The organism is Pedobacter sp. SYP-B3415, assembly GCF_004138205.1.
Taxonomy (GTDB): Bacteria; Bacteroidota; Bacteroidia; order Sphingobacteriales; family Sphingobacteriaceae; genus Pedobacter.
On the sequence record NZ_RXNQ01000032.1, the window covers coordinates 55,100 to 78,653 of the forward strand.

The 23,554-nt window shown below is 47.2% G+C and carries 22 protein-coding genes; 18 read left to right on the forward strand and 4 right to left on the reverse strand.

The genetic code is table 11. From position 1 onward, the window contains the following. The 11 genes from EJV45_RS12180 (at window position 1) to gldN (ending at window position 11,244) form a co-directional block, all read left to right on the forward strand. Window positions 1–1,083: a glycosyltransferase family 1 protein gene (locus tag EJV45_RS12180; protein WP_129715966.1), complete on the forward strand. Its 1,083-nt coding sequence runs from the start codon at window positions 1–3 to the stop codon at window positions 1,081–1,083. Then, window positions 1,073–2,176, forward strand: a complete 1,104-nt coding sequence (locus tag EJV45_RS12185) for a glycosyltransferase family 4 protein (RefSeq protein ID WP_129715967.1) — start codon at window positions 1,073–1,075, stop codon at window positions 2,174–2,176. The genes EJV45_RS12180 and EJV45_RS12185 overlap by 11 nt, the downstream gene beginning before the upstream one ends. Window positions 2,177–2,180: 4 nt before the next feature. Further along, a complete protein-coding gene (locus EJV45_RS12190) occupies window positions 2,181–2,816 on the forward strand; it encodes a sugar transferase (RefSeq protein ID WP_129715968.1) in 636 nt (211 codons plus the stop codon). Continuing rightward, window positions 2,800–4,338, forward strand: a complete 1,539-nt coding sequence (locus EJV45_RS12195) for a gliding motility protein RemB (RefSeq protein WP_129715969.1) — start codon at window positions 2,800–2,802, stop codon at window positions 4,336–4,338. The genes EJV45_RS12190 and EJV45_RS12195 overlap by 17 nt, the downstream gene beginning before the upstream one ends. Window positions 4,339–4,344: 6 nt before the next feature. Further along, window positions 4,345–4,989, forward strand: a complete 645-nt coding sequence (locus EJV45_RS12200; RefSeq protein WP_129715970.1) for a response regulator transcription factor — start codon at window positions 4,345–4,347, stop codon at window positions 4,987–4,989. A 73-nt stretch (window positions 4,990–5,062) separates the two neighbouring features. Then, on the forward strand, window positions 5,063–6,028 hold the full coding sequence (locus tag EJV45_RS12205; RefSeq protein WP_129715971.1) for a DUF4271 domain-containing protein: 966 nt from the start codon (window positions 5,063–5,065) through the stop codon (window positions 6,026–6,028). 14 nt (window positions 6,029–6,042) lie between these two features. Continuing rightward, window positions 6,043–6,813 carry a uroporphyrinogen-III synthase gene (locus tag EJV45_RS12210; RefSeq protein ID WP_129715972.1) on the forward strand — a complete coding sequence of 257 codons (771 nt, stop codon included), beginning with the start codon at window positions 6,043–6,045 and terminating at the stop codon, window positions 6,811–6,813. 66 nt (window positions 6,814–6,879) lie between these two features. Then, complete coding sequence (locus EJV45_RS12215) at window positions 6,880–8,199, forward strand: SUMF1/EgtB/PvdO family nonheme iron enzyme (RefSeq protein ID WP_129715973.1); 1,320 nt, start codon at window positions 6,880–6,882, stop codon at window positions 8,197–8,199. A 6-nt stretch (window positions 8,200–8,205) separates the two neighbouring features. Beyond that, entirely contained in the window at window positions 8,206–8,778 is a 573-nt protein-coding gene (locus EJV45_RS12220; protein ID WP_129715974.1) for a hypothetical protein, read from the forward strand. 8 nt (window positions 8,779–8,786) lie between these two features. After that, on the forward strand, window positions 8,787–10,328 hold the full coding sequence (gene gldM / locus EJV45_RS12225; protein ID WP_129715975.1) for a gliding motility protein GldM: 1,542 nt from the start codon (window positions 8,787–8,789) through the stop codon (window positions 10,326–10,328). Window position 10,329: 1 nt separating this feature from the next. Then, entirely contained in the window at window positions 10,330–11,244 is a 915-nt protein-coding gene (gldN, locus tag EJV45_RS12230; protein WP_129715976.1) for a gliding motility protein GldN, read from the forward strand. Window positions 11,245–11,269: 25 nt separating this feature from the next. On the opposite strand, the gene uvrC is transcribed toward gldN, so the two are convergent. From uvrC to EJV45_RS12250, 4 genes are all read right to left on the reverse strand, one after another. Further along, on the reverse strand, window positions 11,270–13,114 hold the full coding sequence (uvrC, locus tag EJV45_RS12235) for an excinuclease ABC subunit UvrC (protein ID WP_129715977.1): 1,845 nt from the start codon (window positions 13,112–13,114) through the stop codon (window positions 11,270–11,272). A 62-nt stretch (window positions 13,115–13,176) separates the two neighbouring features. Continuing rightward, on the reverse strand, window positions 13,177–13,389 hold the full coding sequence (locus EJV45_RS12240; RefSeq protein WP_129715978.1) for an alkylphosphonate utilization protein: 213 nt from the start codon (window positions 13,387–13,389) through the stop codon (window positions 13,177–13,179). 72 nt (window positions 13,390–13,461) lie between these two features. Next, a complete protein-coding gene (locus EJV45_RS12245) occupies window positions 13,462–15,681 on the reverse strand; it encodes a transglycosylase domain-containing protein (protein WP_129715979.1) in 2,220 nt (739 codons plus the stop codon). 5 nt (window positions 15,682–15,686) lie between these two features. Continuing rightward, window positions 15,687–18,437, reverse strand: coding sequence for a gliding motility protein (locus EJV45_RS12250; protein ID WP_129715980.1), 2,751 nt, complete (start codon window positions 18,435–18,437; stop codon window positions 15,687–15,689). Window positions 18,438–18,615: 178 nt separating this feature from the next. Here EJV45_RS12250 and EJV45_RS12255 point away from each other — a divergent pair, with 178 nt between their 5' ends. The 7 genes from EJV45_RS12255 to atpA all read left to right on the forward strand — a co-directional run bounded on the left by EJV45_RS12255 (window position 18,616) and on the right by atpA (window position 23,504). Beyond that, window positions 18,616–18,837, forward strand: coding sequence for an AtpZ/AtpI family protein (locus EJV45_RS12255; RefSeq protein ID WP_129715981.1), 222 nt, complete (start codon window positions 18,616–18,618; stop codon window positions 18,835–18,837). 82 nt (window positions 18,838–18,919) lie between these two features. Further along, window positions 18,920–19,309 (forward strand): hypothetical protein, encoded by a 390-nt coding sequence (locus EJV45_RS12260; protein ID WP_240755275.1) that lies wholly within the window; start codon window positions 18,920–18,922, stop codon window positions 19,307–19,309. A gap of 14 nt (window positions 19,310–19,323) precedes the next feature. After that, the gene (gene atpB / locus EJV45_RS12265; RefSeq protein WP_129715982.1) at window positions 19,324–20,445 is read left to right on the forward strand and encodes a F0F1 ATP synthase subunit A; all 1,122 of its coding nucleotides are present in this window, start codon (window positions 19,324–19,326) and stop codon (window positions 20,443–20,445) included. A gap of 40 nt (window positions 20,446–20,485) precedes the next feature. Continuing rightward, complete coding sequence (gene atpE / locus EJV45_RS12270; RefSeq protein ID WP_056087863.1) at window positions 20,486–20,701, forward strand: ATP synthase F0 subunit C; 216 nt, start codon at window positions 20,486–20,488, stop codon at window positions 20,699–20,701. 79 nt (window positions 20,702–20,780) lie between these two features. Next, the gene (locus EJV45_RS12275) at window positions 20,781–21,275 is read left to right on the forward strand and encodes a F0F1 ATP synthase subunit B (RefSeq protein WP_129715983.1); all 495 of its coding nucleotides are present in this window, start codon (window positions 20,781–20,783) and stop codon (window positions 21,273–21,275) included. Window positions 21,276–21,330: 55 nt separating this feature from the next. Beyond that, window positions 21,331–21,873, forward strand: coding sequence for an ATP synthase F1 subunit delta (gene atpH, locus EJV45_RS12280; RefSeq protein ID WP_129715984.1), 543 nt, complete (start codon window positions 21,331–21,333; stop codon window positions 21,871–21,873). A 56-nt stretch (window positions 21,874–21,929) separates the two neighbouring features. Continuing rightward, window positions 21,930–23,504: a F0F1 ATP synthase subunit alpha gene (gene atpA / locus EJV45_RS12285; RefSeq protein ID WP_129715985.1), complete on the forward strand. Its 1,575-nt coding sequence runs from the start codon at window positions 21,930–21,932 to the stop codon at window positions 23,502–23,504. The last annotated feature ends 50 nt before the right edge of the window (window positions 23,505–23,554 follow it).

Here is a 23,554-nt window from a genome sequence, read left to right on the forward strand (position 1 = left end):
ATGGTTAAAGAACGAATTTATATAAACGGGAGATTTCTCACCAGGCCAATTACAGGCGTGGAACGTACGGCTTATGAGCTGATTCGTGCGTTAGATCAGATCATTGACAAACAGCAAGTGCCTGATTCTTATGAGTATGTAGTGATTTATTCAGGCGAAATTGTTAACCCCATCACGCTGAAGCATATCAAACTTCTGAAAAAGGGTGTCCTGAAAGGGAATGCATGGGAACAGTTTGAACTCCCGGTTTATACCGCCGGTAGACTGCTGGTTAGTCTTTGCACCATTTCTACGCTTTTTAAGCGCCGGCAGCTGCTTATGGTGCATGACGCTTCGTTTGCAGCCAATCCGCAATTTTTCCCGAAGGCGCTCCGGAAGTGGTACAATTTCGCTATTCCCATCCTGGGCAAAAAAGTCTGCCGTCTCATAACCGTGTCGCAATTTTCAAAAGCTGAGCTTTGTAAATATTTCGGTTTTAAGCCATATAATATAGATATTATCTATAATAGCGCTGAGCATATATTACGCTTTGGCAGGCCGGGCGAAGCCTTTAAAAAACGGATTAATTCTTTAAAGCCATATGTGCTAGCCGTTAGTAGCCTGAGCGCCAATAAAAATTTCAGGGGCTTAAGCGAAGCGATTAAACAGGTCGATTTTAAGAACTACCGGATGCTGATTGCCGGTGGTGCAATGAAAACTTTGCAGCAAACCACGCTTGATCCTGCCGTTGTTCAGCTCGGATATGTGTGTGATGCCGAGCTGCGCTACCTCTATAGCCAAGCTGCCCTCTTTGTATTTCCATCCTTCTACGAAGGATTTGGTATACCCCCTCTGGAGGCTATGGTTTCAGGCTGCCCGGTACTTGCCTCAGGTACAAGTTCTATGCCTGAAGTACTGGGTGATGCCTGCGAGTTTTTCGATCCGGATAAAACCGGGACACTGGCATTAAAACTCAGTGCGCTCCTTAATGACGGTCACCGGCTGGAAGCTCTTAAACTAAAGGGGCAGGAGCGGGCATCACTTTATAACTGGAATACAAGTGCAATAAAATTATACCGCCTAATCGAACAATATGTCAGCTAGAAAGAAAATACTGCACATTACGCAGGCCATGGGAGGGGTTAAGACATATCTTACTCACGTGTTTAACTATGCAGATCACGATCAATACGAGTTCGTGATTATTGCGCCAAAAGACGAAGCCTTTGAGGCTTTTTGTGCCAGCAAAGGCATCAGGTATTACTGTATAAACCTCCAGCGAAGCATAGCACCGGTGGCCGATCTGAAAGGGCTGTTCAGAATCGCCTCGCTGATTCGTAAAGAAAAGCCCCATGTGATACATACGCACAGCGCTAAGGGCGGGTTTTTGGGTCGGCTGGCTACAAAATTTGCCAAGTCAAAGGTTATCTATACACCTCATGGATTTTCATACATGTCTTTTACCGGTGTAAAACGTGTGCTGTTTTATTCTCTGGAAATACTTGCGCAGCGCTGGACAAACCTCCTGCTGGCCGTTTCTTATTCGGAAGGCAACCGCGCGATATTTGAAATTGGTTTTAAACCGGCCAAGGTCAAGGTGATTTTAAACGCGATACCCATTCCTTTCAAACCGCGCACAGTAATGGGAATACCTGACCTGCATATCGGCATGATCGGGCGGCTAACCTATCAGAAAAATCCTCTTCTTTTCCTGGAGCTTGCAAAAACTTTACTGGAAAAGTTTCCCGGGCTGAAGTTTTCGATGCTCGGAGCCGGTTTGCATGATCACCTGTCGAAAGAAATCACTGCATATCTGGAAAAACATGAACTGACCAGCCGGGTAGCTTTTATCAACTGGGGAGAAGATGGCACCAGCGAGCGTTTTCTGAACAGCATTGACGTCTTTCTGATGACCTCTGTATTCGAGGGTCTTCCTTTTTCATTACTTGAAGCCATGGGCGTTGGCCTGCCCTGTGTCGTATCAAAAGTAGACGGCAACACAGATGTGATACAGAACAACGAAAACGGATATGCATGTCTGAGCAAGGAAGAGTTTATCGAAAAGTTAACCTTCCTGGTACAAGACCAGCACCTGAGAACTGTTACCGGGAAAGCTGCACGAAGGTATGTTGCCGCCCATCACAACATTGAAAAGACGATTAAAGAACTCGAAGGGATTTACGATAACCTGATTTAATCTGATGAACAGCGCTGAAAATCTATACGGTCCGCTTGCAGGGCAAACCAATCAAATAAAAAAGCGAATTGCAGATGTCGTGATCAGTTTGCTGGTTATTGTATTCATATTGAGCTGGCTCTTTCCAATTATCGGAATCCTGATCAAACTGCAGAGCCGCGGACCAATTCTATTCAAGCAACTGCGCAGCGGCCGGGACGATGTTCCCTTCTATTGTTATAAGTTTAGAAGTATGCGGGTTAATGGGGACAGCGATGTCAGGCAGGCCTCGAAAACTGATGACCGCATAACACCAATCGGTCGCTTTCTCCGGTCGACCAGCCTGGATGAGTTCCCGCAATTTATCAATGTATTTCTGGGCGATATGAGTGTGGTTGGGCCCCGGCCACACATGATCAGGCATACTGAGCACTACAAACAACTCATACACCGCTTTATGGTTCGTCACTTCCTGAAGCCGGGAATTACCGGCTGGGCACAAATCAGCGGATGCAGAGGGGAAACCCGACAAAAGGAAGACATGGAAAGACGTGTTCAGCATGACATCTGGTACCTCGAAAACTGGTCGTCAGGGCTTGATATGAAAATAGTCCTATTAACAATGTTAGCTGTAATTAAAGGAGATGAAAACGCATTTTAAAATTTTTCTCATCGCAATGCTGTTGTGCAATGCGGACAAAGTGATCGCCCAGGATGCAGACTCCGCGACCCTTGCAGCCCATACCGCCTTCAGGCCGTTGTTCCTGAACGATACGCTCCCGGCAATTGATTCAACCAGGAGCTGGGTACATCGTAAACTTTTTAATGAACACCTGGTCCAGGTATCAAAACCGGATTACAGTTTTTACGCAGATTTTCTGCCCGATTTTATGGCCGGCCGGGATTTTGCGAACCACCGCAATACATGGTTAAACACCCGCGGTTACCAGGTTGGGGGTACAGTGCTCCGGAAGTTCTCCTTCCATACCAGCGGCTTTGAAAACCAGGCGCGTTTTCCCAATTACTACGACCGCTTTGTGAATGAAACTGATGTCGTTCCCGGGCAATCCTATAACCGGGGCTATGATAAATTTATTATTCCCGAAACCAAAGACTGGTCTTATGTAACAGCCCTGCTTTCGTACGCGCCAATTAAATACCTGAACATAACGCTCGGCCACGACAAAAACTTTATAGGCGACGGTTACCGTTCGCTGCTGCTTTCTGACGTGGCATCGCCATATACATTCCTGAAACTGACAGGTACCCTGGGCCGCGTGCAATATACGGCTATGTGGACGGGCATGCAGGATCCCAGTGCCCCCAGGTTATCCGAGTATTCGGGCAACCGGAAAAAAGGCGCTGTCTTCCATTACCTAGACTGGAACATCAACAAACGGTTGTCTGTCGGCTTTTTTGATGCCGTAGTCTGGGCCAGAACTGATGATACCGGCAACCGGAGGGGGTTTGATGTCGACTATATTAATCCGGTCATTTTTTTGCGGCCACTTGAAGGCTCCAGCGGCTCACCTGATAATGCTGTAATGGGACTTACCGGCAAATACAAGCTGTCTGAAGAAGCTATTTTCTACGGACAATTTGTGCTTGACGATTTTGTTGCCGAACACTTTTTCTCCGGTAATGGATTTTTCAGGAACAAAAGCGGCTTCCAACTCGGCGTGAAGGGGGCCGTCAGTCATCGAGAGAAGAGGCTGAACTACCTTGCAGAATTCAATAGTGTCAGGCCCTTTACCTACTCTGAGAAAACGATGTCAATTATTAACTACGCCCATTATAATCAGCCTCTGGCTCATCCCCTCGGCGCGAACTTCAGGGAAGTGATCGGTATGTTGTCTTACAACTTCGGCCGGTTTACCGCATCTGCCCAGGGCAACTACGCAACGTATGGTTATGACATGAACGGCATTAATTACGGAAAAAACATCTTCAATCTTTATGAGATAAACTCCATGGAGCGCGGAAATTATATCGGCCAGGGACTGGCTACCAAACTCTATTACGGTGAAGGCAACCTGTCGTTTATGATCAATCCGAGTTATAACCTCAGGCTGGAGCTCTCAGGGATCTACAGGCATGAGACCAACGCCCAGTTCAACGAAAAAACGGGCTGGCTTATGTTCGGATTGCGTTCTTCATTCAGGAAATTATACACAGATTTTTAAAGCATCATGGTAAATATATTATTAGCGGAAGAACAAAATATTGTTCGCAACGGGATCAGGATGCTGCTTGAAACAGATCAGGATATCAGTATCATCGGCGAGGCTGTTGATGCAAAAGAGGTTACAGAGTTTATAAAAAAAGGAAGCATTCCTGATGTGGTGTTGTCAGATATTAAATGGGAAAACCATGGATATTCACTGATTGAAGAGATCAAATCGCTAGGGCCAGACATTAAAGTTGTCATTCTGACCTCCCACGACGCTGAAAAATATCTTTCAAGAGCATTTCATGAGGGGGCAGACGGTTTTCTCCTGAAAACCGTCAAGGCAGACGAGCTGATATTTTCACTAAAACATGTGAGCAATGGCAACCGATATATCGCCTCAGAACTTTCCCAGAAAATGTTGAACACGCAATTGAACACCTTATCTTACTTCAAGAGGGATAATGCTGGTCTGGAAATTTCAGAAAAAGAGCTGCTGGTTATGCAAAGTATAGCCGATGGACTAACCAATTCAGAAATCTCAGAGAAGCTGGTTATCAGCAAAAGGACGATCGAAGGCTACCGGCATAGTCTGATCGAAAAATCGGGATCAAAAAATACGGCATCGCTGATACGTTTCGCGGTTTTGCACGGCCTGGTGCATTAATTACTTGCAGCAACCTGCCTCCAATCCGCAAATAATGACCTAACTTTGCGGAAACCAACAGGAAAGCCCCGGCATGCGTAAGTTTTTTCTGGCTCTTATACTCATGATCAGCGCTTTCTGTGCAGGAGCGCAGCAGCAGACTGTTGGAGACAGTGTGCGGAGGGTCTACAGGTGGAGGCCCGTGCGCGATTCGGCCTACCTGGAACGGCAGCGGCAGGTTACCGACTCGTCAATGTACCAGGTATGGTTACACCGGCCCGGAACACCCCTGCCAAATAAAACACTCGACGGTATCGAAAAGGAATACCTTTATCCAAAATTTGATCTGGATGGCTGGTTTGCCAAATACGGACACCTGAAAAAAAAGGAAAGCAGGTTCAGGGAAGGGAAACTTCTGGCCAAAGGAGAGATCTGGGTGTTGGGCGTTATTTTTCTGCTGCTGCTGCTGTTTGCCATCCTCAAATTCTCGTTCTTCAGGCAATTGCAGACCATTGTGCAGTCTTTCTTTAGCAACCGGGTGCTCGGAAACCTGAATAAAGAGGAAAACCTGTTTACGTCGTGGCCATTCCTCCTGTTGTTTATCCAGTTTGGATTCACTATCGGCATGTTCTTTTATCTGGTAAGCCGGTACTACGGCGTGTCATCTCCATGGAGTAAATTTGAATTTTACGCAGGTATTTCAGTGGCAATTATTCTTTTGTACGCACTAAAAATCCTTATTCTGCGGTTTCTTGGCTATGTTTTCAATATACAAAAACCAGTGGGTGAATATGTTTCAATTCTTTACCTGAGTTATTTCAACGCGTCGCTGGTTTTTATGCCGCTGGTGCTGGCATTTGCATTGATGCCGCTGCGGTACGGACAAGTCTTTATCGTTTTAGCAATTATTATAACCGGCATTATTTTCTCATTTCAATTGATCAGGGCGGGAATTAATATTCTGTCTCACAATAAGTTTTCAAAAGTCTATTTGTTTCTGTACTTTTGCGCCCTCGAAATATGTCCTATTTTGATACTAATAAAGACCATAGGTTTATAGCGGATCCAGAAAACATGCAAGACAAGATTGAAGAAAGACGCAGCAAGGTGAAGAGTATCCTGATCACGTTGCCAAAGCCAGAGACTGAAAAATCTCCTTACTTTGACCTCGCAAAAAAGTACAACTTAAAGATTGATTTCCGTTCTTTCATCCATGTCGAAGGTGTTCCTGCCCGCGATTTCAGAAAAGAGAAGATCAATCTGGCCGACTTTACTGCTGTAATTTTCACAAGCCGTAATGCAGCAGACCACTTCTTCCGGATCTGCGAGGAGATGCGTTATGAAGTGCCGGCAGACCTTAAGTATTTCTGCCTGTCTGAGACTATTGCACTTTATCTTCAAAAATATATTCAATACCGTAAGCGGAAGATCTTTTTCGGTAAACAAACTGCGGCAGATCTGGCCGAGGTTTTGAAGAAACATGCCAACGAGAAATTCCTGTATCCATGTTCTGATGTGGCAACAGAAGATACCATGAATTTTCTTGAAAAGAATGGTTATAATTTTACGCCGGCGGTTCTGTTCCGTACGGTTGTGAGTGACCTGTCAGACCTGGCAGATGTGTTTTATGATGTGATCGCTTTCTTTAGTCCGTCGAGCATCCAATCGCTCTACAAGAACTTTCCTGAGTTCAAACAAAATAAGACGCGTATAGCTGCTTTCGGTACAAATACCTCGAAAGCCGTTGAGGAAAAGGGATTGATCGTTGATATCGCGGCCCCTGCACCGGGTGTTCCGTCTATGATTATGGCGATTGAAAACTATGTTAAAATTTCAAATAAATAAGCCGACTTGCCCATCGGATTATTATCTTAGTTGAAAAACAGTTTCAATTCAGACGTATAGCCGATAATGACCAAACATCTACTTTGGGTCCTTTCATGCTGCTTCTCTCTTACCGCCTGCAACAGCTTTAACAGCAGCAGAACGGCAGAGCTTGCCAGAAAATCTGCGAAAGTAACCTACAGCACCAATCCGGGCGAACAAAACATGGTTTTCATTCCATCGGGCTCTTTTATGATGGGCCAGAGTAAGGAAAACGAATTGTTTGACCAGCTTGCCCAGCAAAGAAAGGTGAGCGTTTCTTCCTTCTATATGGATGAGACGGAGGTGGACAATAAACTTTACAGAAAGTTTGTAAACTGGGTTCGGGATTCTATAGCCATTACCAATTACACGACTGATAAGGAATCATGGTACATGAAGCCGCCGCCGGGGAAAAAGGCAGACCCTTCATTTGATCCGAAACGTATCAACTGGGCCAAGGTTGGCGACGGGCGACTGATCTGGAATAAGGTAAACCGCAAGAAAAACCCTGACCTTGAACGTATGTTTCTGGCCAGCGACGGCTTGTTCAGCAACAAGGGCGACCTGGATGTTAGCCAGCTTCGGTATACGTACAGTCTGTTTGATTTCAGACAGGCCTTTGCGGCCCGGAACAGTCCTGTGCGCGGGCGTGAGGAATTTACCTTCCGCGATACGGTTAATGTTTATCCCGACACCACCGTATGGGTAAAGGACTTCAATTACTCCGCAAATGACCCGCTGATGCGAAATTACTTCTCGCATCCTGCGTTGGCTAATTACCCGGTTGTGGGTGTAAGCTGGCGCCAGGCGCTGGCATTTACGGTCTGGCGCACCAACTATGTCAATAATTATTATGCGCGCAACAAAAAGCGGCGTAAATCAGAATTCCGCCTGCCTACAGAAGCTGAATGGGAGTATGCCGCCAGAGGCGGACTCGTTGCCAAAGAGTATCCCTGGGGAAATAACCTGAAAAACGACTGCGACTGTCTGATGGCTAATTTTAAATCGGGTCCCGGAAATTATGTCAAAGAAAAAGGGATCTATACCTCTCCGGTAAAATCTTTTTATCCAAACGGTTTCGGACTGTATAACATGGCCGGTAATGTTGCCGAATGGACCGCAGATCTTTACACAACTTCTGTCCTTGCAAAAACCGGCGATCTTAATCCACGTAACCAGCACCTTCCGCAGCGCACCGATCCCAAAGATATGCAGCGTCGTGTAATCAAGGGTGGTTCCTGGAAAGATGGTCCTTACTTTATGCGTAATGCTGCCCGCTCGTTCGAATACCAGGATACAGCCCGTTCAAACATTGGGTTCAGAACTGTGGTAAGCATCAGTGATGAGCGTGCTATTCTAAAGTAAAGCATCATGAAACAGAAAAGAAAATTCAGGGTCACCATCAATTCCGTAACCTCCTGGGGTGCGTCTGTTGTGATTATTGGTGTCATGGCCAAGCTGTTACGCTGGCAGGCAGCAGATTCATTGATCATTGCGGGTATGCTGACAGAAGCAGTGCTGTTCTTTATTCTTGGCTTTCAGCGTGAAGATGATGATGATACGGCTGTTGCAGCACAGCCTGTAGCCATACCGGCCTCAGCGGGTCATCCGGCTACGGGAGCAGCAGTAAATAATTCCGTTCAACCGGCCGCTACCGGCATTTCCGGCGGCACTTATGGGGGTAATAAGGGCACAGCAGTAACGACAGGATTTTCTGCAGAGACGACTGTAGCCTATGACGCACAGGTTGAGGAGCTGGTCCGGAAGCTCACCTTTATGAACCGGTCTTTCGAAAAAATGGCGGCTGACTTTCAGGCATTGGAAAACCAGGCGGAGACTGCCCAGCGTGTACAGCATGAAATGGAAAAAATGGCGAAGAACCTGACGGCAATTAATTCGGTATACCGGAATATGCTTTCAGCGATGAATATGCCGGGAGCCTGATCTACGCCATGTCGAAATCAAAAATGACTCCCCGGCAGCGGCTCGTGAACCTGATGTATCTGGTTTTGCTGGCTATGCTTGCCCTGAGCATTCCTGATTCGGTGCTTAATGCGTTCCGCAACCTGGATGACAATCTGCAGGAATCTATTCAAAAAAATCAGGTTGAGACAAATTCTTATCTGGCCAGCTTCCGCGAAAAACGACTGAAAGGTGATCCGGAAAAGAATACCGCCGTCCTGGAAAAAGCAAGCCGGGCGGTTTCGCTCACCGCGGCTTTAAACAACTATATCGATTCCCTTAAAACTGTGTTGCTGAGCCAGACAGGCGGGTATAGAAAGGAAACAGGGGAGGTGATGAACGGTGAAAACACCGATCTTACCTACCAGTTTTTTATAAACAAAAAACATGCTTCAGCCCTGCGGGAACGGATCAATACAACACGCCGCCGCCTGCTCGAACTCTTTCCTGAAGATGAACGCAGTACGCTTAGTTTTAAGATGAATGCGGTCGACAAAAAAAACGCTTCGGGCGGCACCGAAAGCTGGGAGATGTACAACTTTGGTAAAGAAACACCGGTAACCGCTGCTATAACCATCCTTTCGATGCTAAAGTCTGAAGCAGTAAATGCGGAAAACTACCTCGTAAAGAAGATTCTCGGGCACTACGATGAAAGCGTTATTACACTCGACCGCTTTGTAGCTACCGCTGCGGCACCAACGGCCTATGTGCTTGCCGGTCAGCCCTACCGGGCGGATGTATATCTGAATTCGTTCAATTCTGCAAGGGCTGCCCAGGTTACAGTAAATGGCCAGTCTGTACCCGTAGTAAATGGTATAGGGAAATACGAGACCCGTTCATCGCGGCCGGGTGTTTACACGTGGCGGGGAACCGTGCGGGTGCGGCAAACCGATGGCACAATTAAAGAATTTCAAACCGAGCCGCAAACGTATCAGGTAGCCGCCCCTTCAGCAACCATTGCCCTCGAAAAACTTAATATTTTTTATGCCGGCATCGCCAATCCGCTTCGTGTTTCTGCTGCGGGTTTTCCTACCGATAAACTTAACGTTAGTGTTTCAGGTCCCGGAACTTTGCGCCGAAGCGCATCTGGTTATACATTCCGGGTAGGCAGCGAGGGTATTGGTAAACGTGTAGTCCTGCAAACAAGTACGGTTGTTGACGGGCGAAGCATGACGCTTGGCAGCCAGGAATTCCGCATTAAAAAGCTGAAAGATCCAACAGCTAAATTCGCAGGCAAAACGACCGGTACCATGAATCCGGTTGTTTTGCGTAACCAGGACTTTATTTATGCCAACGCAGAAGACTTTGAATTCGATGTCAGGTATTCTATCAGGCGGTTTACCGTAACGATCGTGGGTCCATCGCGCGAGCTTACCGTCATTCAGAATACCGGCGCCGAGTTTGGCCAGAATGTTAAAAATGCATTTAATGCCATTCGGCCGGGAAGCAAAGTTATTTTCGACAACATTCTGTCCACCGGTCCGGATGGCGTAGACCGGGTGTTGAATCCAATCATTATGACCATCAATTGATATGAAAACGAAAGGCATTTTTTTAGTACCTGCTTTACTACTGCTTTGCCAGGTGTTGTTTGCACAGAAACCTGATGAGAAAACCTCTTATGGTTACTATGGTTCGCTTTTTTTGAACGGCCAGGTGATCGATTATGTCCCTCTTGCTGAAGAAGACGTGCTGTTTTCAAAGCGGCTCTGGCGTACGCTCGATACGAAAGATACGGTAAACTGGAGTTTGCTTGCCCCACAGTCCAAACTGAGCGATATCATGATGAACGCGCTGAAGGAAGGAGAACTTACGGCATATGATGTGCCTGCGGGACCATCAGGAAGTTACTTTTCAAAGGTGCTGAACAACGATCAGATCATTAAAAAGTTATCAGACAGTATTTTTGTCCCGCAGTACGATAAAGATGGCAACCAGATAGGCGGACGGATGATGCAGCAGGATTTCAACCCTGACCAGATCAAAAAGTACATGATCATGGAAGACTGGGTTTTTGACCGCAACCGGGGTGTTTTTGAAGCCAGGATATTGGGAATCGCACCGCTTTTGAGTGTCAGGGCCGGTGGTGAGGAAATAGATGATTATGTGCCTTTCTGGGTTTATTTTCCTGAGCTGCGCTACATTTTGGCTACGCGCAAGGTTGCGCTGTTTGAGAACGACGCCTCACAATGGAGTTATGACGACTGGTTTATGAAACGACGCTTTAACGGTCGCATTTACAAGATTTCCAATCCGCTCGATGTACCGCTCGATGTGATGTACCAGGGACAAAATCTCGAGAAAGTACGGGAACGTATAGACCGGGAATTGATGAGCAGGCTCGAATTGCTTATGAAAGAGCATAATGCTGCCGTTGAAACGCCTGATCCCGTTCAGCGCCCGGTTAAAGGCAAAGCAAAAAATAAAGCGCCCCGAAAGGTCAGGTAGTTTCGGCCCTGCCCCAGCAGTATTACTACTGTTCGGGTAATTGGTCGTCTTCTGTTTGTACGGACAGCGTTTCGCCCGTAAAATGCGCTTTAAGCATCCTGATCTGTTTAAGATTCAGCACTGTTGCCAGTTCAGTTTCGCTGGCTTCCCTTACTTTTTTAACAGATTTAAATTGTTTGAGCAGCTTTTCTGCTGTTGTCTTACCTATGCCGGGAATCTGTTCGAGTTCAGTTTTAAGCGTTCCCTGGTCGCGTTTCTTACGGTGAAAGGTAATACCAAAGCGGTGTGCCTCATCGCGCAGCTGCTGAATAACCTTTAAGGTTTCTGATTTCTTATCGAGGTAAAGCGGGTAAGAGTCGCCCGGATAAAACAACTCTTCCAGTCGTTTGGCGATGCCGATAACCGTAACCTTGTTATCTATTCCCAGTTTCTTCAGGCTGGTCATAGCAGAAGACAATTGTCCCTTGCCGCCGTCAATAATGATTAGCTGCGGCAGTTCTGTTCCTTCCTCCAGCATACGCCTGTACCGCCTGAAAACGGCTTCTTCCATGGTAGCAAAGTCGTTCGGACCCTCAACGGTTTTAACGTTGAAATGCCGGTAGTCTTTTTTTGACGGCCTCGCATCTTTAAACACAACAATGGCCGAAACCGGGTATTTACCCTGAAAGTTCGAGTTGTCAAAACACTCGATGTGCCGCGGCAGCTGCGTTAACCGCAGGTCTTTCTGCATCTGCGTCAGGATGCGGTCGGTACGCAATTCAGGATTAAGTTTTTCGTATTGATTCAGCTTCTCCTTACGGAAAAAGAGCACGTTCTTTTCTGAAAGTTCAAGTAATTTTTTCTTTTCCCCGAGTTTCGGAACAACAAAGCGGATATTCTCGTCTTCGAGCGACAGCTCAAAAGGCACAATAATCTCCTTTGATGTGCTGTTGAAATTACTTCTGATTTCGGTAATGGCGATACTTAACAGTTCTTCATCCGATTCATCAAGACGTTTTTTGATTTCGATGGTCTGCGTTTGGGTAATTGTTCCGTTTATAATCTTCAGGTAATTTACAAAAGCGTACCGCTCGTCTGATGCGATGCTGAAAACATCCACATTGGTAATCGAACTGTTCACCACAGTCGATTTGCTTTGGTATTTTTCAAGAATAGCCAGCTTTTTCTGGTATTCATGTGCAAGTTCAAAGTTGAGGTCTTCAGCAGCTTTTTTTACAACCTGCTTTACGTCTTTGATTACGCTGCCAATTTTGCCGTTCAGAATGGATTTGATCTGCTCGATGTTTGTTGCATAATCGTCATCGGTTTGGAAACCCTGGCAGGGGCCTTTGCAGTTACCGATCTGGTATTCCAGGCAAACCTTGAATTTACCTTCAGCTATGCTTTTCTCGTTCAGCGGCAGGTTGCAGGTGCGCAGGGGATACGTTTCCCTGATCAGATCCAGGATGGTATGCATCATGCCTACAGAGGCATATGGACCAAGGTAGGTTGAGCCGTCTTTGATAACCTTGCGCGTCCAGAAGATACGCGGAAACTGCTCTTTTTTGATGATGATCCAGGGATAGGTTTTATCATCCTTGAGGTTGATATTGTATCGCGGCTGGTGTTTTTTTATCAGGCTGTTTTCGAGCAGCCACGCATCGATCTCGGTATCTACGAGTGTGAAAGTGATCTTCCTGATCTTCGACACAAGCATCCGCGTCTTTCCATTGACACGATGGTTCCCTTCAATAAAATACGAACCGACACGATTCCTCAGGTCTTTTGCCTTTCCAATATAGATCAGGTTGCCTTCGGCATCCCAGTACTGGTAAACGCCAGGCCGGTGTGGAATATTCTGGAGTTCAGATTTGTAATCGAATTTGCTCATCAAAAGGCAAATATCCGCAATTTATGTCGCTAAAGAAAGCAGTGTGCCGAAGGAGGGTGAGTTCAGGCTTTCTTTTTAAGGAATTCTGTCTTCAGCACAATCACGGTTTTGTCAATGCGGCCTTCCACTTCCCTCGGGTCATTTGTTAAGCGAATGTTCTTAACGGTTGTGCCTTGTTTAATCGTCGCTGCCATGCCCTTAACTTTCAGGCTCCGGTTTACGATTACGGCATCGCCATCGTTCAGGATGTTTCCGTTGCTGTCTTTTGTTTCCATGCTCTTTCCCCGCGGCTTACCGGGATAACCGTTAAAAATTAGATTATGTGGCTTTACCCTGGTGGTTTTTTATCAGAAGCCCAGCTTCTCGTCCAGTTCCGTGCTGCCCTGTTCCTGCTGCTGGTATTGATTGCAGTCAATCACGATTGAAACGCCGTTCTTGGGCGGTTCAAAATCAACCTTTTGAATACCAAGTTTAGGGTTTGCGTAAACACGCTTAATAAATCCGGCAAAAATAGGCAGCGCTGTAGTGGCACCATCACCTTCACGGGTATTAATAAAGTGGAAGGCACGGTCTTCGCAGCCGGTCCAGACACCGGTAACCAGCTGCGGGGTTACGGCCATAAACCAGCCATCGCTGTTGTCGTTTGTGGTTCCCGTTTTTCCGCCGACAGGCGCATTTACCTGGTATTTGTAGTTAAGCCGGCTTCCTGTACCACCATTTACCACGCCGCGAAGCATACGTGTCATGACATAGGCGACCTCTTCATTCATAACCAGCTCTACTTTTGGTGTCTGCTCAAAAAGTACAACACCGTTTTTATCTGTCACTTTAAGCAGATAGGTAGGCTCGGTCCATGCACCACGATTCGCAAAAACGCTGTAGGCTCCGGTCATGTTAAACACCGATGCGTCAAAAGATCCGAGCGAAATGGAGGGATACGGCGGCACGTTTGGTATATGCATTTTTGTGGCCAGGTTTGCCACCGCTACGGGGCCAACCTGTTTCATCAGGTAGGCGGCAATATAGTTCTGAGATGCAGCAAGGCCTTTTTGCAGCGTAAGATAACCCGGAATGGTGCCTGATGAACGTGGTGTCCAGGGTTCGCCATAGCCGTCAATTGTTACTGGCTCATTCGGCACGGAGAAGCAGGGTGAATAGCCGTTTTCAATCGCTACAGCATAGGTAAAGGGTTTTGCTGTCGACCCTACCTGGCGGGTACCCATCTTCACCTGGTCATATTTGAAATGCTGAAAATTAATTCCGCCCACCCATGCTTTCACGTAACCCGTGCGCGGGTCCATTGCCATCATTGCGTTGCGGAGCAGCATTTTGTAATAACGCACCGAATCGATCGGTTTCATGAGTGTATCAATATCGCCCTTCCAGGTAAAAATTGTCAGTTTGGTTGGCGTGTTGAAGTCTGCGCGGATCTCCTCATCGGTTTTTCCTTCCAGCTTAAGCGCTTTGTAGCGGTCTGAGCGGCGCATGCCCTGATCAATCTCCAGTTTTTTGCCCTTGAACGGGTTGCGGCCGCGCCAGCTTCTTATAAACTGAGCCTGCAGCTGTTTCATGTATTCTTTTTGTGCCTCTTCAGCATAGACCTGCATGTCATAATTGATCGTTGTATAAATCTTCAGACCGTCGCGGTCCAGGTCGTAAGGTGTGTCGTCTGCCTTCAGTATTGATCGCTCTTCAAAAATGCGTTTAATGTCGTTCTTAAGTACAGCGCGGAAGTATGGCGCAATTCCGTCTGATACTGTTGCGGCATTGAAACGAAGGCCAAGCGGTTTCTCTTTCTCGCGTTCAAAATCTGCATCGGTAAGCAGGTTCGAACGCACCATCATGGCCATTACGGTGTTGCGGCGTGCCAGCGAACGCTCAGGATTCCGCGTGGGCGAATAACGGGTAATGCCCTTCTGCATGCCTACGAGGGTTGCTGCCTGGGTAATGGTAAGTTTATCCGGCGTCGTGCTATAATAAACGCGGGCTGCAGATTTAATACCGAATGCGTTGTTGCCGAAATCGACCGTGTTCAGATACATGGTGATAATTTCCTCCTTGGTATAATTTCTTTCAAGCTTAACCGCAACGATCCACTCTTTGAATTTCTGCATCACACGCTTAAAGAAATTCCTTTCGCGGCCGTTCTCTGAAAAGAGATTCAATGCAAGTTGCTGTGTAATGGTACTGCCGCCTTGCTTTTTTCCGATGAGGTTATAAAAGATGATTGTAAATGTACGCCTGAAATCGATGCCCGAATGGTCTTTAAACCGGGTGTCTTCTGTGGCCACAAGGGCATTGATCACATTCGGGGAAATCTCAGGATAGGTAACATTCGAACGGTTCTGTACGAAATAGGTTCCAAGGGTACGGCCGTTGTCGGCGATAATTTCTGAAGCCTGGTTGCTCTTCGGATTTTCGATGTCGCGAAAGGAGGGGAGGTCGCCGAAAAAGCCGAATCCGACGCACGTAATAAAGATTGCAAACAGCGCGATGCCCCCTATTACGATTTTCCAGATGCGAAGATTATATTTTTTAATGTCTGCCTCAGTAAGCGTTTTGCTCATTTGTGTTAAAAGTTGTTTTTGTAAAACTCGAGGTATGCCTCGATCAGATCTGCGTTTTTTAACAGATCAAAATTTTCCCTGCTGATTACAAAGTGCTCATAGCGGTCTGCCGGAACTTTCATAACGCTGCGCAACAATGGTACCATGGCTGCCGAATAAGCCTTTGCATCTGCAAAACTACTAAAGTTTCCTATATAGATGAGTTGATCGGCCGGCAATTGCACCAGTTGATGTCTCAGGTTTGCGGCAGCGTAATTTCCCCGGTTAAACTGCCCGATACCAAAACGCGACGAACTCAGTACCAAAGAAGGGTCTGCCACGCGGATCACAAAGTAAAATATGCCGGATGCCGCAGCCTTGCTGAAAACGGCCTGCGGATTTGGTTTTGCTGGCTGTTGGCCAGCCGGAGGCCGTACCGGCGGCCTGGAAACGACGCGTGTGCTTGTATCAGGTGGCGATGCAGCAGGCGGTTCCTTTGCAGGGGCAACCGGCGCAGCTGCAACGGGTTTGCCGGTTTCGGGTCTTACCGGGACCACTGCAACGGCGGGCGGTCTTGTCGTGCCTGCCGGTTTTCCTGTTACGGTTCCGGGAGCTGCACTGCGTGCCAGGAAATGAGGTTCGTTCGGGTCAAAGTCTGTCAGGGCTACCTGCCTGCGGCTAAACTCGGGTAAGTGCAATTGGATGTAGGCCAGGTGTTCTTTTACCAGCGGCGTAATCACCTTGTCTTCAGGAAAGCGCATCACGACGGCGTTAAATGCGTTGATCAGCGAATCCACATGCTGGGTTTTGCCAATGGCAATTGCGCGGAGATAGGCATACTGCGGCGCCAGAAAGTTCGCCCCGGTCTGCTGCAGTATTTTATCGCTCGCCGCGCGCACTGCCTGATAATCCCCCTTATCGTATAGTGCAAACACGGCATCATAATCCTGATTTATTTTTCTGTCGCGTTCAGCATTTTCTGTCAGGAAAGAAGGGTCTGACAGGATGCGCGCGTACAGGGTGGATGGGTAAGCCCTCAACAGTTTTTGCTTGTAATTCTCAGCCTGTTGCTGGTCTCGCCCCTGGTAAGCCAGGTAGAGGCTGTAATAGACGACCGGTAGATACTCGTTTTGGGGAAACCGCTTCAGAAGCATTTCATAGGTTGCAATCGTCTGGGTTGTATCTGTAAGCACCTGCTGATAGAAGGAGCCGAGCTGAAATAAAGCATCAGCTATCTTTTTGTTTGATGCTGCCAGTTGATCGGCCGTCAGCGGAAGCGAATCTGTATAAGCGCGGATCTCGGTGGCCTCTGCTGCCAGGGCCGGGTTGCCTGCTGCTGTGCCGGCAGGCAAATTTAGCCCCTGGTTTACCGCAGCTGTTGAGCTTTGTGCCGATGAGCGCTGTTGCTGACGCCAGTTATCTGTTAGCGGCCTGTTACCAAACCGCCTGATGAAGTCGGTTCGTCCGCGGCTGATTGCTGCCGGATTATTGAAGTAAAAGTTGCTGCCGGTAGCAACTGCCGATGCAGGGAATGGCTGGTCGGGATTTGAGAGGTTGCTGCCGCCCTGCACAGCTGGTTGTTCGACAGTTTCCTGGTTTTTTTTGACGAGTGCAGCGATCCGGGTCTGCCTGGCGGGTGCGGGCAAAGCCGCCAGCATTTGCAGTGTGTCCTGCCGCGCTATGGTTTGATAGCGACTGCTCAGATACTGAAGGTTCAATGCTTTTTTTGAGATAATTTCGTATTCCGGAAATGTTGGGGGCAGGCTTACCACAGCACTGTCATAGTACAGTTTAGCTCTTATGTAGTCGCTCGCCTGATTGAAATTAAGATCTGCGATCCGCAGATAAGACAGCCCTTTCTGGTAATTATTCTGGCTGCTCAGCCTGGCCGAAAGGCGGTAATAGCGCTCCGCTTCAGACTGCTGTCCCGCATCGCGGAAAAGCTCAGCAATCTGATAATATACCTGGTCAGAAAAATCCAGGTTTTTGTCATCACGTAATAGGTTCAGCAGGCGTTTTTCTTTTTCGCTGAGATTGCTTATACCCGCCAGCCCGATGCGCAGCCGGTTCAGGTCTGCGTTGAAATACAGCTCGAAGGGCGCGTTACTGTTTTTAACAAGTGTGTAGTATTTGTAGGCTTGCGCCGGATGACCGAGTCGTTCGGATAACTGTGCGCAGATATAATTCCAGCGGATGCGCTCTTGTTTTGACGGACGTTGTTTCATGGCCTGCCGGAGAAAATCAAGCGCAGCAGCATAGTTTTTTCTGTTTATTTCAAATTGGGCTAGTGTTGCCAGGGGAGCAGCCTTTTTGTTTTTTGCCAGCGGAAGCCGTTTTTTAACAGAGTCAAGCAAAACGGACGCCTGCGAAGAGCGGCCGAGCTGCAGTTGCGTACGTGCTGCCCAGGTGTTTGCCTCAAGAAAAACCGGCAGGTTGCTCTGATAAGTGCGTGCGGCGTAATCAAAGTACTCAAATGATATGAAATAGTCGCTTTTGTAGTAGTACGCCTTTCCAAGTAGCAGATAGGCATCGTCTATGTAATTGCTGTAACTTTTGTCTGTGATGATGGCCTTTGCTTTCACAATAAGCTCATCAAGCGCCTTTACATTCTGACCCGGAAGTGCAAGAGCATCAATCTGCAGCGGCGGCGGCCCGGGATATACGGGCAATATTTCGGCGTAATTCTCCGGCTGGGTAGCAAGCTGGGTATTGCTGTAATCATCCAACAGGACTTTTGAGTTGTAAATGTAGTTGTAACGTGCCGTAAGATTTTGCATGCCACGGCTGTAAGTCGACGCATTTTGTGTACTGCAGCTTTGTAACAGAACCACAGCGGCCTGGAGAAAGAAGATTATGAAAACAAAAACGCGCTTCAATGGTCTGATCAAATGACAAAATGTACACAAAAATATTCGAAAGGCGCGTAACTTAGGATTCATTTAACAAAAAAGGGGTATGGAGCCAAAAAGGGAAGAAAAAGACGTGAATACATTTCTGAAGTATTCGGCTGTAGGTTTCCAGCTGTTAGCCGTGATCGGTGTTTTTACCTTTATCGGTTACCAGATAGATAAAACCCGCCCCGGCAAGACCCCCGTTTTTACCGCCCTGTTTGGTCTTCTTGGTGTTTGCGGCGGTTTAGTTCAGACCGTAAGGCAACTCACGAAAAAAGGGAAGTAGGCGGGGTGCCGAATCCATGATCCGGGGGCCATAGTTTGCGGCCGATGACGGGAAAACACTACCTTTGCATAAAAGTACCATTTTGAACCTTACACGTTTTACGAGCCTTTACCTGATTTTTTGCGGAGTGCTGATTGGTCTGGTAGTTCTGCTGCAAAACCTGTTTCCGCAGGCAGACCTCTTTGTTCCGAAATTCTGGCTGATCTTTGGCTTCCTGGCGGGCATCACTTTCATCGCCTATATACTGGCCTCGCTGGGGCTGAAAAGCAAGCCCGAATCGGGTATCATGGCCATCATGGCATCGATCGGGCTGAAAATGATATTTTGTATGGCTTTTGTGCTGATTTACAGCATAAAAGCTAAGGGGAATCAGATTACATTTACACTGAACTTTTTTTCTTTATATTTATTGTTTACAGCCTTTGAAATATTCTGTTTGTTGCGTAACTTGCGCCACCAAAATTTAAAGTAAAAATCTGCCAGTAAATGGATTATAACCCAATTTTTGTGTCAAAAGTTAAGAGGCTAATCACTGTTTTTACGCTTTTAATCGCGTTTTTCTCATTTAATACCCGGGCTTTTGCACAGGTTGACAGTCTGGCAGCTGCCGACAGTACAGCGGTACATGGCGAACATGCTGCTGAAGCCGGTCATGGCGCGCATAAAGGCGAAGAAAAATTCGAGCCTACCAAGGTGATCATGGAGCACATTGCAGATTCACACATGTGGCATCTGTGGGGACATACATCTCTTCCTTTACCGGTTATCTTGTACACGCCGCAGGGGCTGGAGTTCTTCTCGTCTGGTAACTTTCATCATGGTGAGCATGACTTTACCGGGAAGTATAACACGTATCGACTGGTTCATGATAAGGTTAAGGTTGTAAATGGGGGTCAGGTAGACGAGACGGCCAGCGGTGCAATCATCGACTTTTCAATTACAAAAAACGTAGCCGCGATGTTTGTTGCGGTTGTGATCATGCTGCTTATCTTCATTTCTGTAGCAGGTGCTTACAGGAAACGGGTTGGCAAATCTCCAAAAGGACTTCAGTCGCTTATTGAGCCGATCATCATCTTTGTTCGCGATGATATTGCTCGTCCGAACATCGGTCACAAGTACGCCAAGTTTATGCCTTACCTGCTGACGGTGTTTTTCTTCATCTGGATCAACAACCTGCTGGGTCTTATTCCGATTTTCCCGGGAGGTGCCAACGTAACCGGAAACATTGCGCTTACTTTTGTGCTTTCATTGATTACGCTGCTTGTTGTAAACCTGAACGGCAACAAATATTACTGGAAACACATTTTATTGCCAGACGTTCCGTGGTGGTTGTATCCGATTATGATTCCTGTGGAGCTGATCGGTATCATTTCCAAGCCCTTCGCACTCATGATCCGTTTGTTTGCAAACATCACTGCCGGACACATCATCGTGCTTAGTCTGATCTCTCTGATCTTTATTTTCGAGAGCCTGGCTATTGCCCCCGTATCTGTTGCATTCGTATTGTTTATGGATGTTCTGGAGCTGCTGGTAGCATTCCTGCAGGCATTTATATTTACCTTGCTTACGGCGCTGTTTATCGGGATGGCAGTTGAAGAGCATCATTAACAATAAACCTTTTTTACAAATTATATAAATTAAATTAATTATGGTAGGTTCAATCGCGGCAATTGGTGCCGGTTTAGCAGTAATCGGTGCTGGTATCGGTATCGGTCAGGTAGGTGGTAAAGCAATGGAAGGTATTGCCCGTCAGCCAGAAGCTGCATCAAAAATTCAAACTGCTATGATCATTGCTGCTGCCCTTATCGAGGGTGCTGCACTGTTCGGTGTGGTAGTTGCATTGTTGGGTAACAATCCTCAATAATCAGCAAATGAGTGGAGCCCGACGATTGGTCGGCCTCCGCTCTTTTATTAGCAATCTTTAATTGATATAATCATATAAAATGGAATTAGTTACTCCCAGTATCGGATTGGTTTTTTGGACGGTTGTCGCTTTCGTTTGTTTACTCATTCTGCTTAGAAAGTTTGCCTGGAAGCCGATTATGTCTGCAATCCACGATCGTGAGCAGAGTATTGACGAAGCCCTGAATAAAGCTGAGTTGGCGAAACAGGAAATGGCCCGTCTGACTGCGCAAAACGAAGACCTGATGAAAGAGGCGCGTGCTGAACGTGACCGCATCCTTAAGGAAGCAAAAGAGCTCAAAGACGGCATCGTTGGCGAAGCACGTAAACAGGCACAGACTGAAGGTGCGAAATTGATCGAGAAAGCAAGGATTGAGATCGAGAACCAGAAAAAAGCGGCGCTTGCAGAAGTAAAAGGACAGGTATCTGCCCTATCGCTGGAAATCGCTGAACGCGTACTGCGCAGCCAGCTTGAAGACAAAAGTAAACAGGAAGCGCTTGTTGCAAACCTGCTGAAAGACGTTGAATTGAATTAAGCAGAGGCCAGGGCAACAGAAATAATCTGCTGCACAGACTCTTCAAACAGAATATATGTCAGATACAAAAGTAGCATCCCGGTACGCGAAAGCGCTGATCGACCTGGCTAATGAGAATAACGCATTAGAAGCAACCAGGAACGACATGGTCCTGCTTGACCGCGTTGTTGGTGAGAACCCGCAACTGGAAGCGATCCTGAACAATCCGATCGTTCCGCTTGATAAAAAAACCGGCATTCTCAATGCCATTTTTGCCAGCAACGTTAGCCAGGTTACCAGCAGTTATTTCAAAATCCTGGTTAACAAAGGCCGCTCAGACGTTTTGTATGGCACCGCAAAAGAATTTGTGCGTCAGTATCAGAGCCAGAAAGGAATCATTACGGCCGAGGTTGTTTCTGCAACGCCGTTGACTGAAGATGCGCGCAGCCAGTTTAAGTCAATCATTCAGAAGGAGACCGGCTCGAACGAAGTTGTACTGAGCGAAAAGGTAGATGAGAAACTCATTGGCGGTTTCATTCTTAAAGTTGGCGACAGGCAGTTTGACGCGAGTATGTCTGGCAGCCTGAATAAACTTAAAAAAGAACTCGCGGTAAAATAAGATCCCCTCTGCGGAGGACATTGAATTATTAAAAAAGATACAATTAAAATAAAATTATGGTAGAGGTAAGACCAGATGAAGTATCGGCAATTATCAGGCAACAGCTGGCCGGCTTCAAATCAGAAACCGAACTTGAAGAAGTAGGTACCGTACTGCAGGTAGGCGATGGTATCGCCCGTGTTTACGGTTTAACAAAAGTTCAATCAGGTGAGCTGGTTGAATTTGCCAGTGGCTTGCAGGGTATTGTACTTAACCTTGAAGAAGATAACGTTGGTGTGGTTCTCCTGGGCGCATCAGACGAGATCAAAGAAGGTGATACCATTAAACGTACCAAAAAGATCGCTTCGATCCGTGTTGGCGAGGGTATGCTTGGCCGTGTGGTAAACACGCTTGGCGAGCCTATCGACGGCAAAGGACCAATCAGCGGCGATACCTATGAAATGCCTATCGAGCGTAAAGCTCCGGGTGTAATCTACCGTCAGCCGGTAAACGAACCCCTGCAAACAGGTATCAAGGCGATCGATGCGATGATCCCTATCGGCCGCGGACAACGTGAGCTGGTAATCGGCGACCGCCAGATCGGTAAGACGGCGGTATGTATCGATACCATTATCAATCAGAAAGAATTTTACGAAGCCGGTAATCCCGTGTTTTGTATCTATGTGGCGGTAGGTCAGAAAAACTCGACCGTAGCCAATATCGTTCGTACACTCGAAGAAAATGGTGCCCTTCCGTACACGGTTGTTGTTTCGGCTTCAGCTTCAGACCCGGCTCCGATGCAGTTTTATGCTCCGTTTGCCGGTGCAGCGATCGGAGAGTTCTTCCGTGATACAGGCCGTCCGGCGCTGATCGTTTATGATGACCTTTCAAAACAGGCGGTAGCTTACCGCGAGGTATCCCTGTTGCTGCGCCGCCCACCAGGCCGCGAAGCTTATCCGGGAGACGTATTTTATCTGCACAGCCGCCTTCTCGAGCGTGCTGCGAAGATCAACGCATCTGATGAGATCGCCCGTAATATGAACGACCTTCCTGATTCAATCAAAGGTATCGTGAAAGGCGGCGGTTCACTGACTGCACTTCCGATTATCGAGACACAGGCGGGCGACGTTTCTGCTTATATCCCTACAAACGTTATTTCTATCACTGACGGCCAGATCTTCCTTGAGTCGAACCTGTTCAACTCTGGTGTACGTCCGGCCATTAACGTAGGTATATCTGTATCCCGCGTAGGTGGTAACGCACAGATCAAGTCGATGAAAAAGGTTGCCGGTACGCTTAAGCTTGACCAGGCGCAGTACCGTGAGCTTGAGGCGTTCTCGAAATTCGGTTCAGACCTTGATGCAGCTACCAAATCAGTTCTTGACAAAGGTGCACGTAACGTGGAAATTCTTAAACAGGCGCAGTTCTCTCCGCTAACCGTTGAGAAACAGGTTGCAATTGTTTATGCAGGAACAAAAAACCTGATGCGTTCAGTGCCGGTAAATAAGGTACATGAGTTTGAAGTAGAGTACCTTCAGCAACTTGAACAGCGTCATCCTGAAACACTTCAGGCGCTGAAAGCCGGTAAATTTGATGATAACATTACCGGTGTACTTGAAACTGTTGCCAAAGAACTGGCAGGGAAATATTAATAAAGATCTGAGAAGATAGATTTGAGCATAAGGACGGAAGCAGGCAGCTT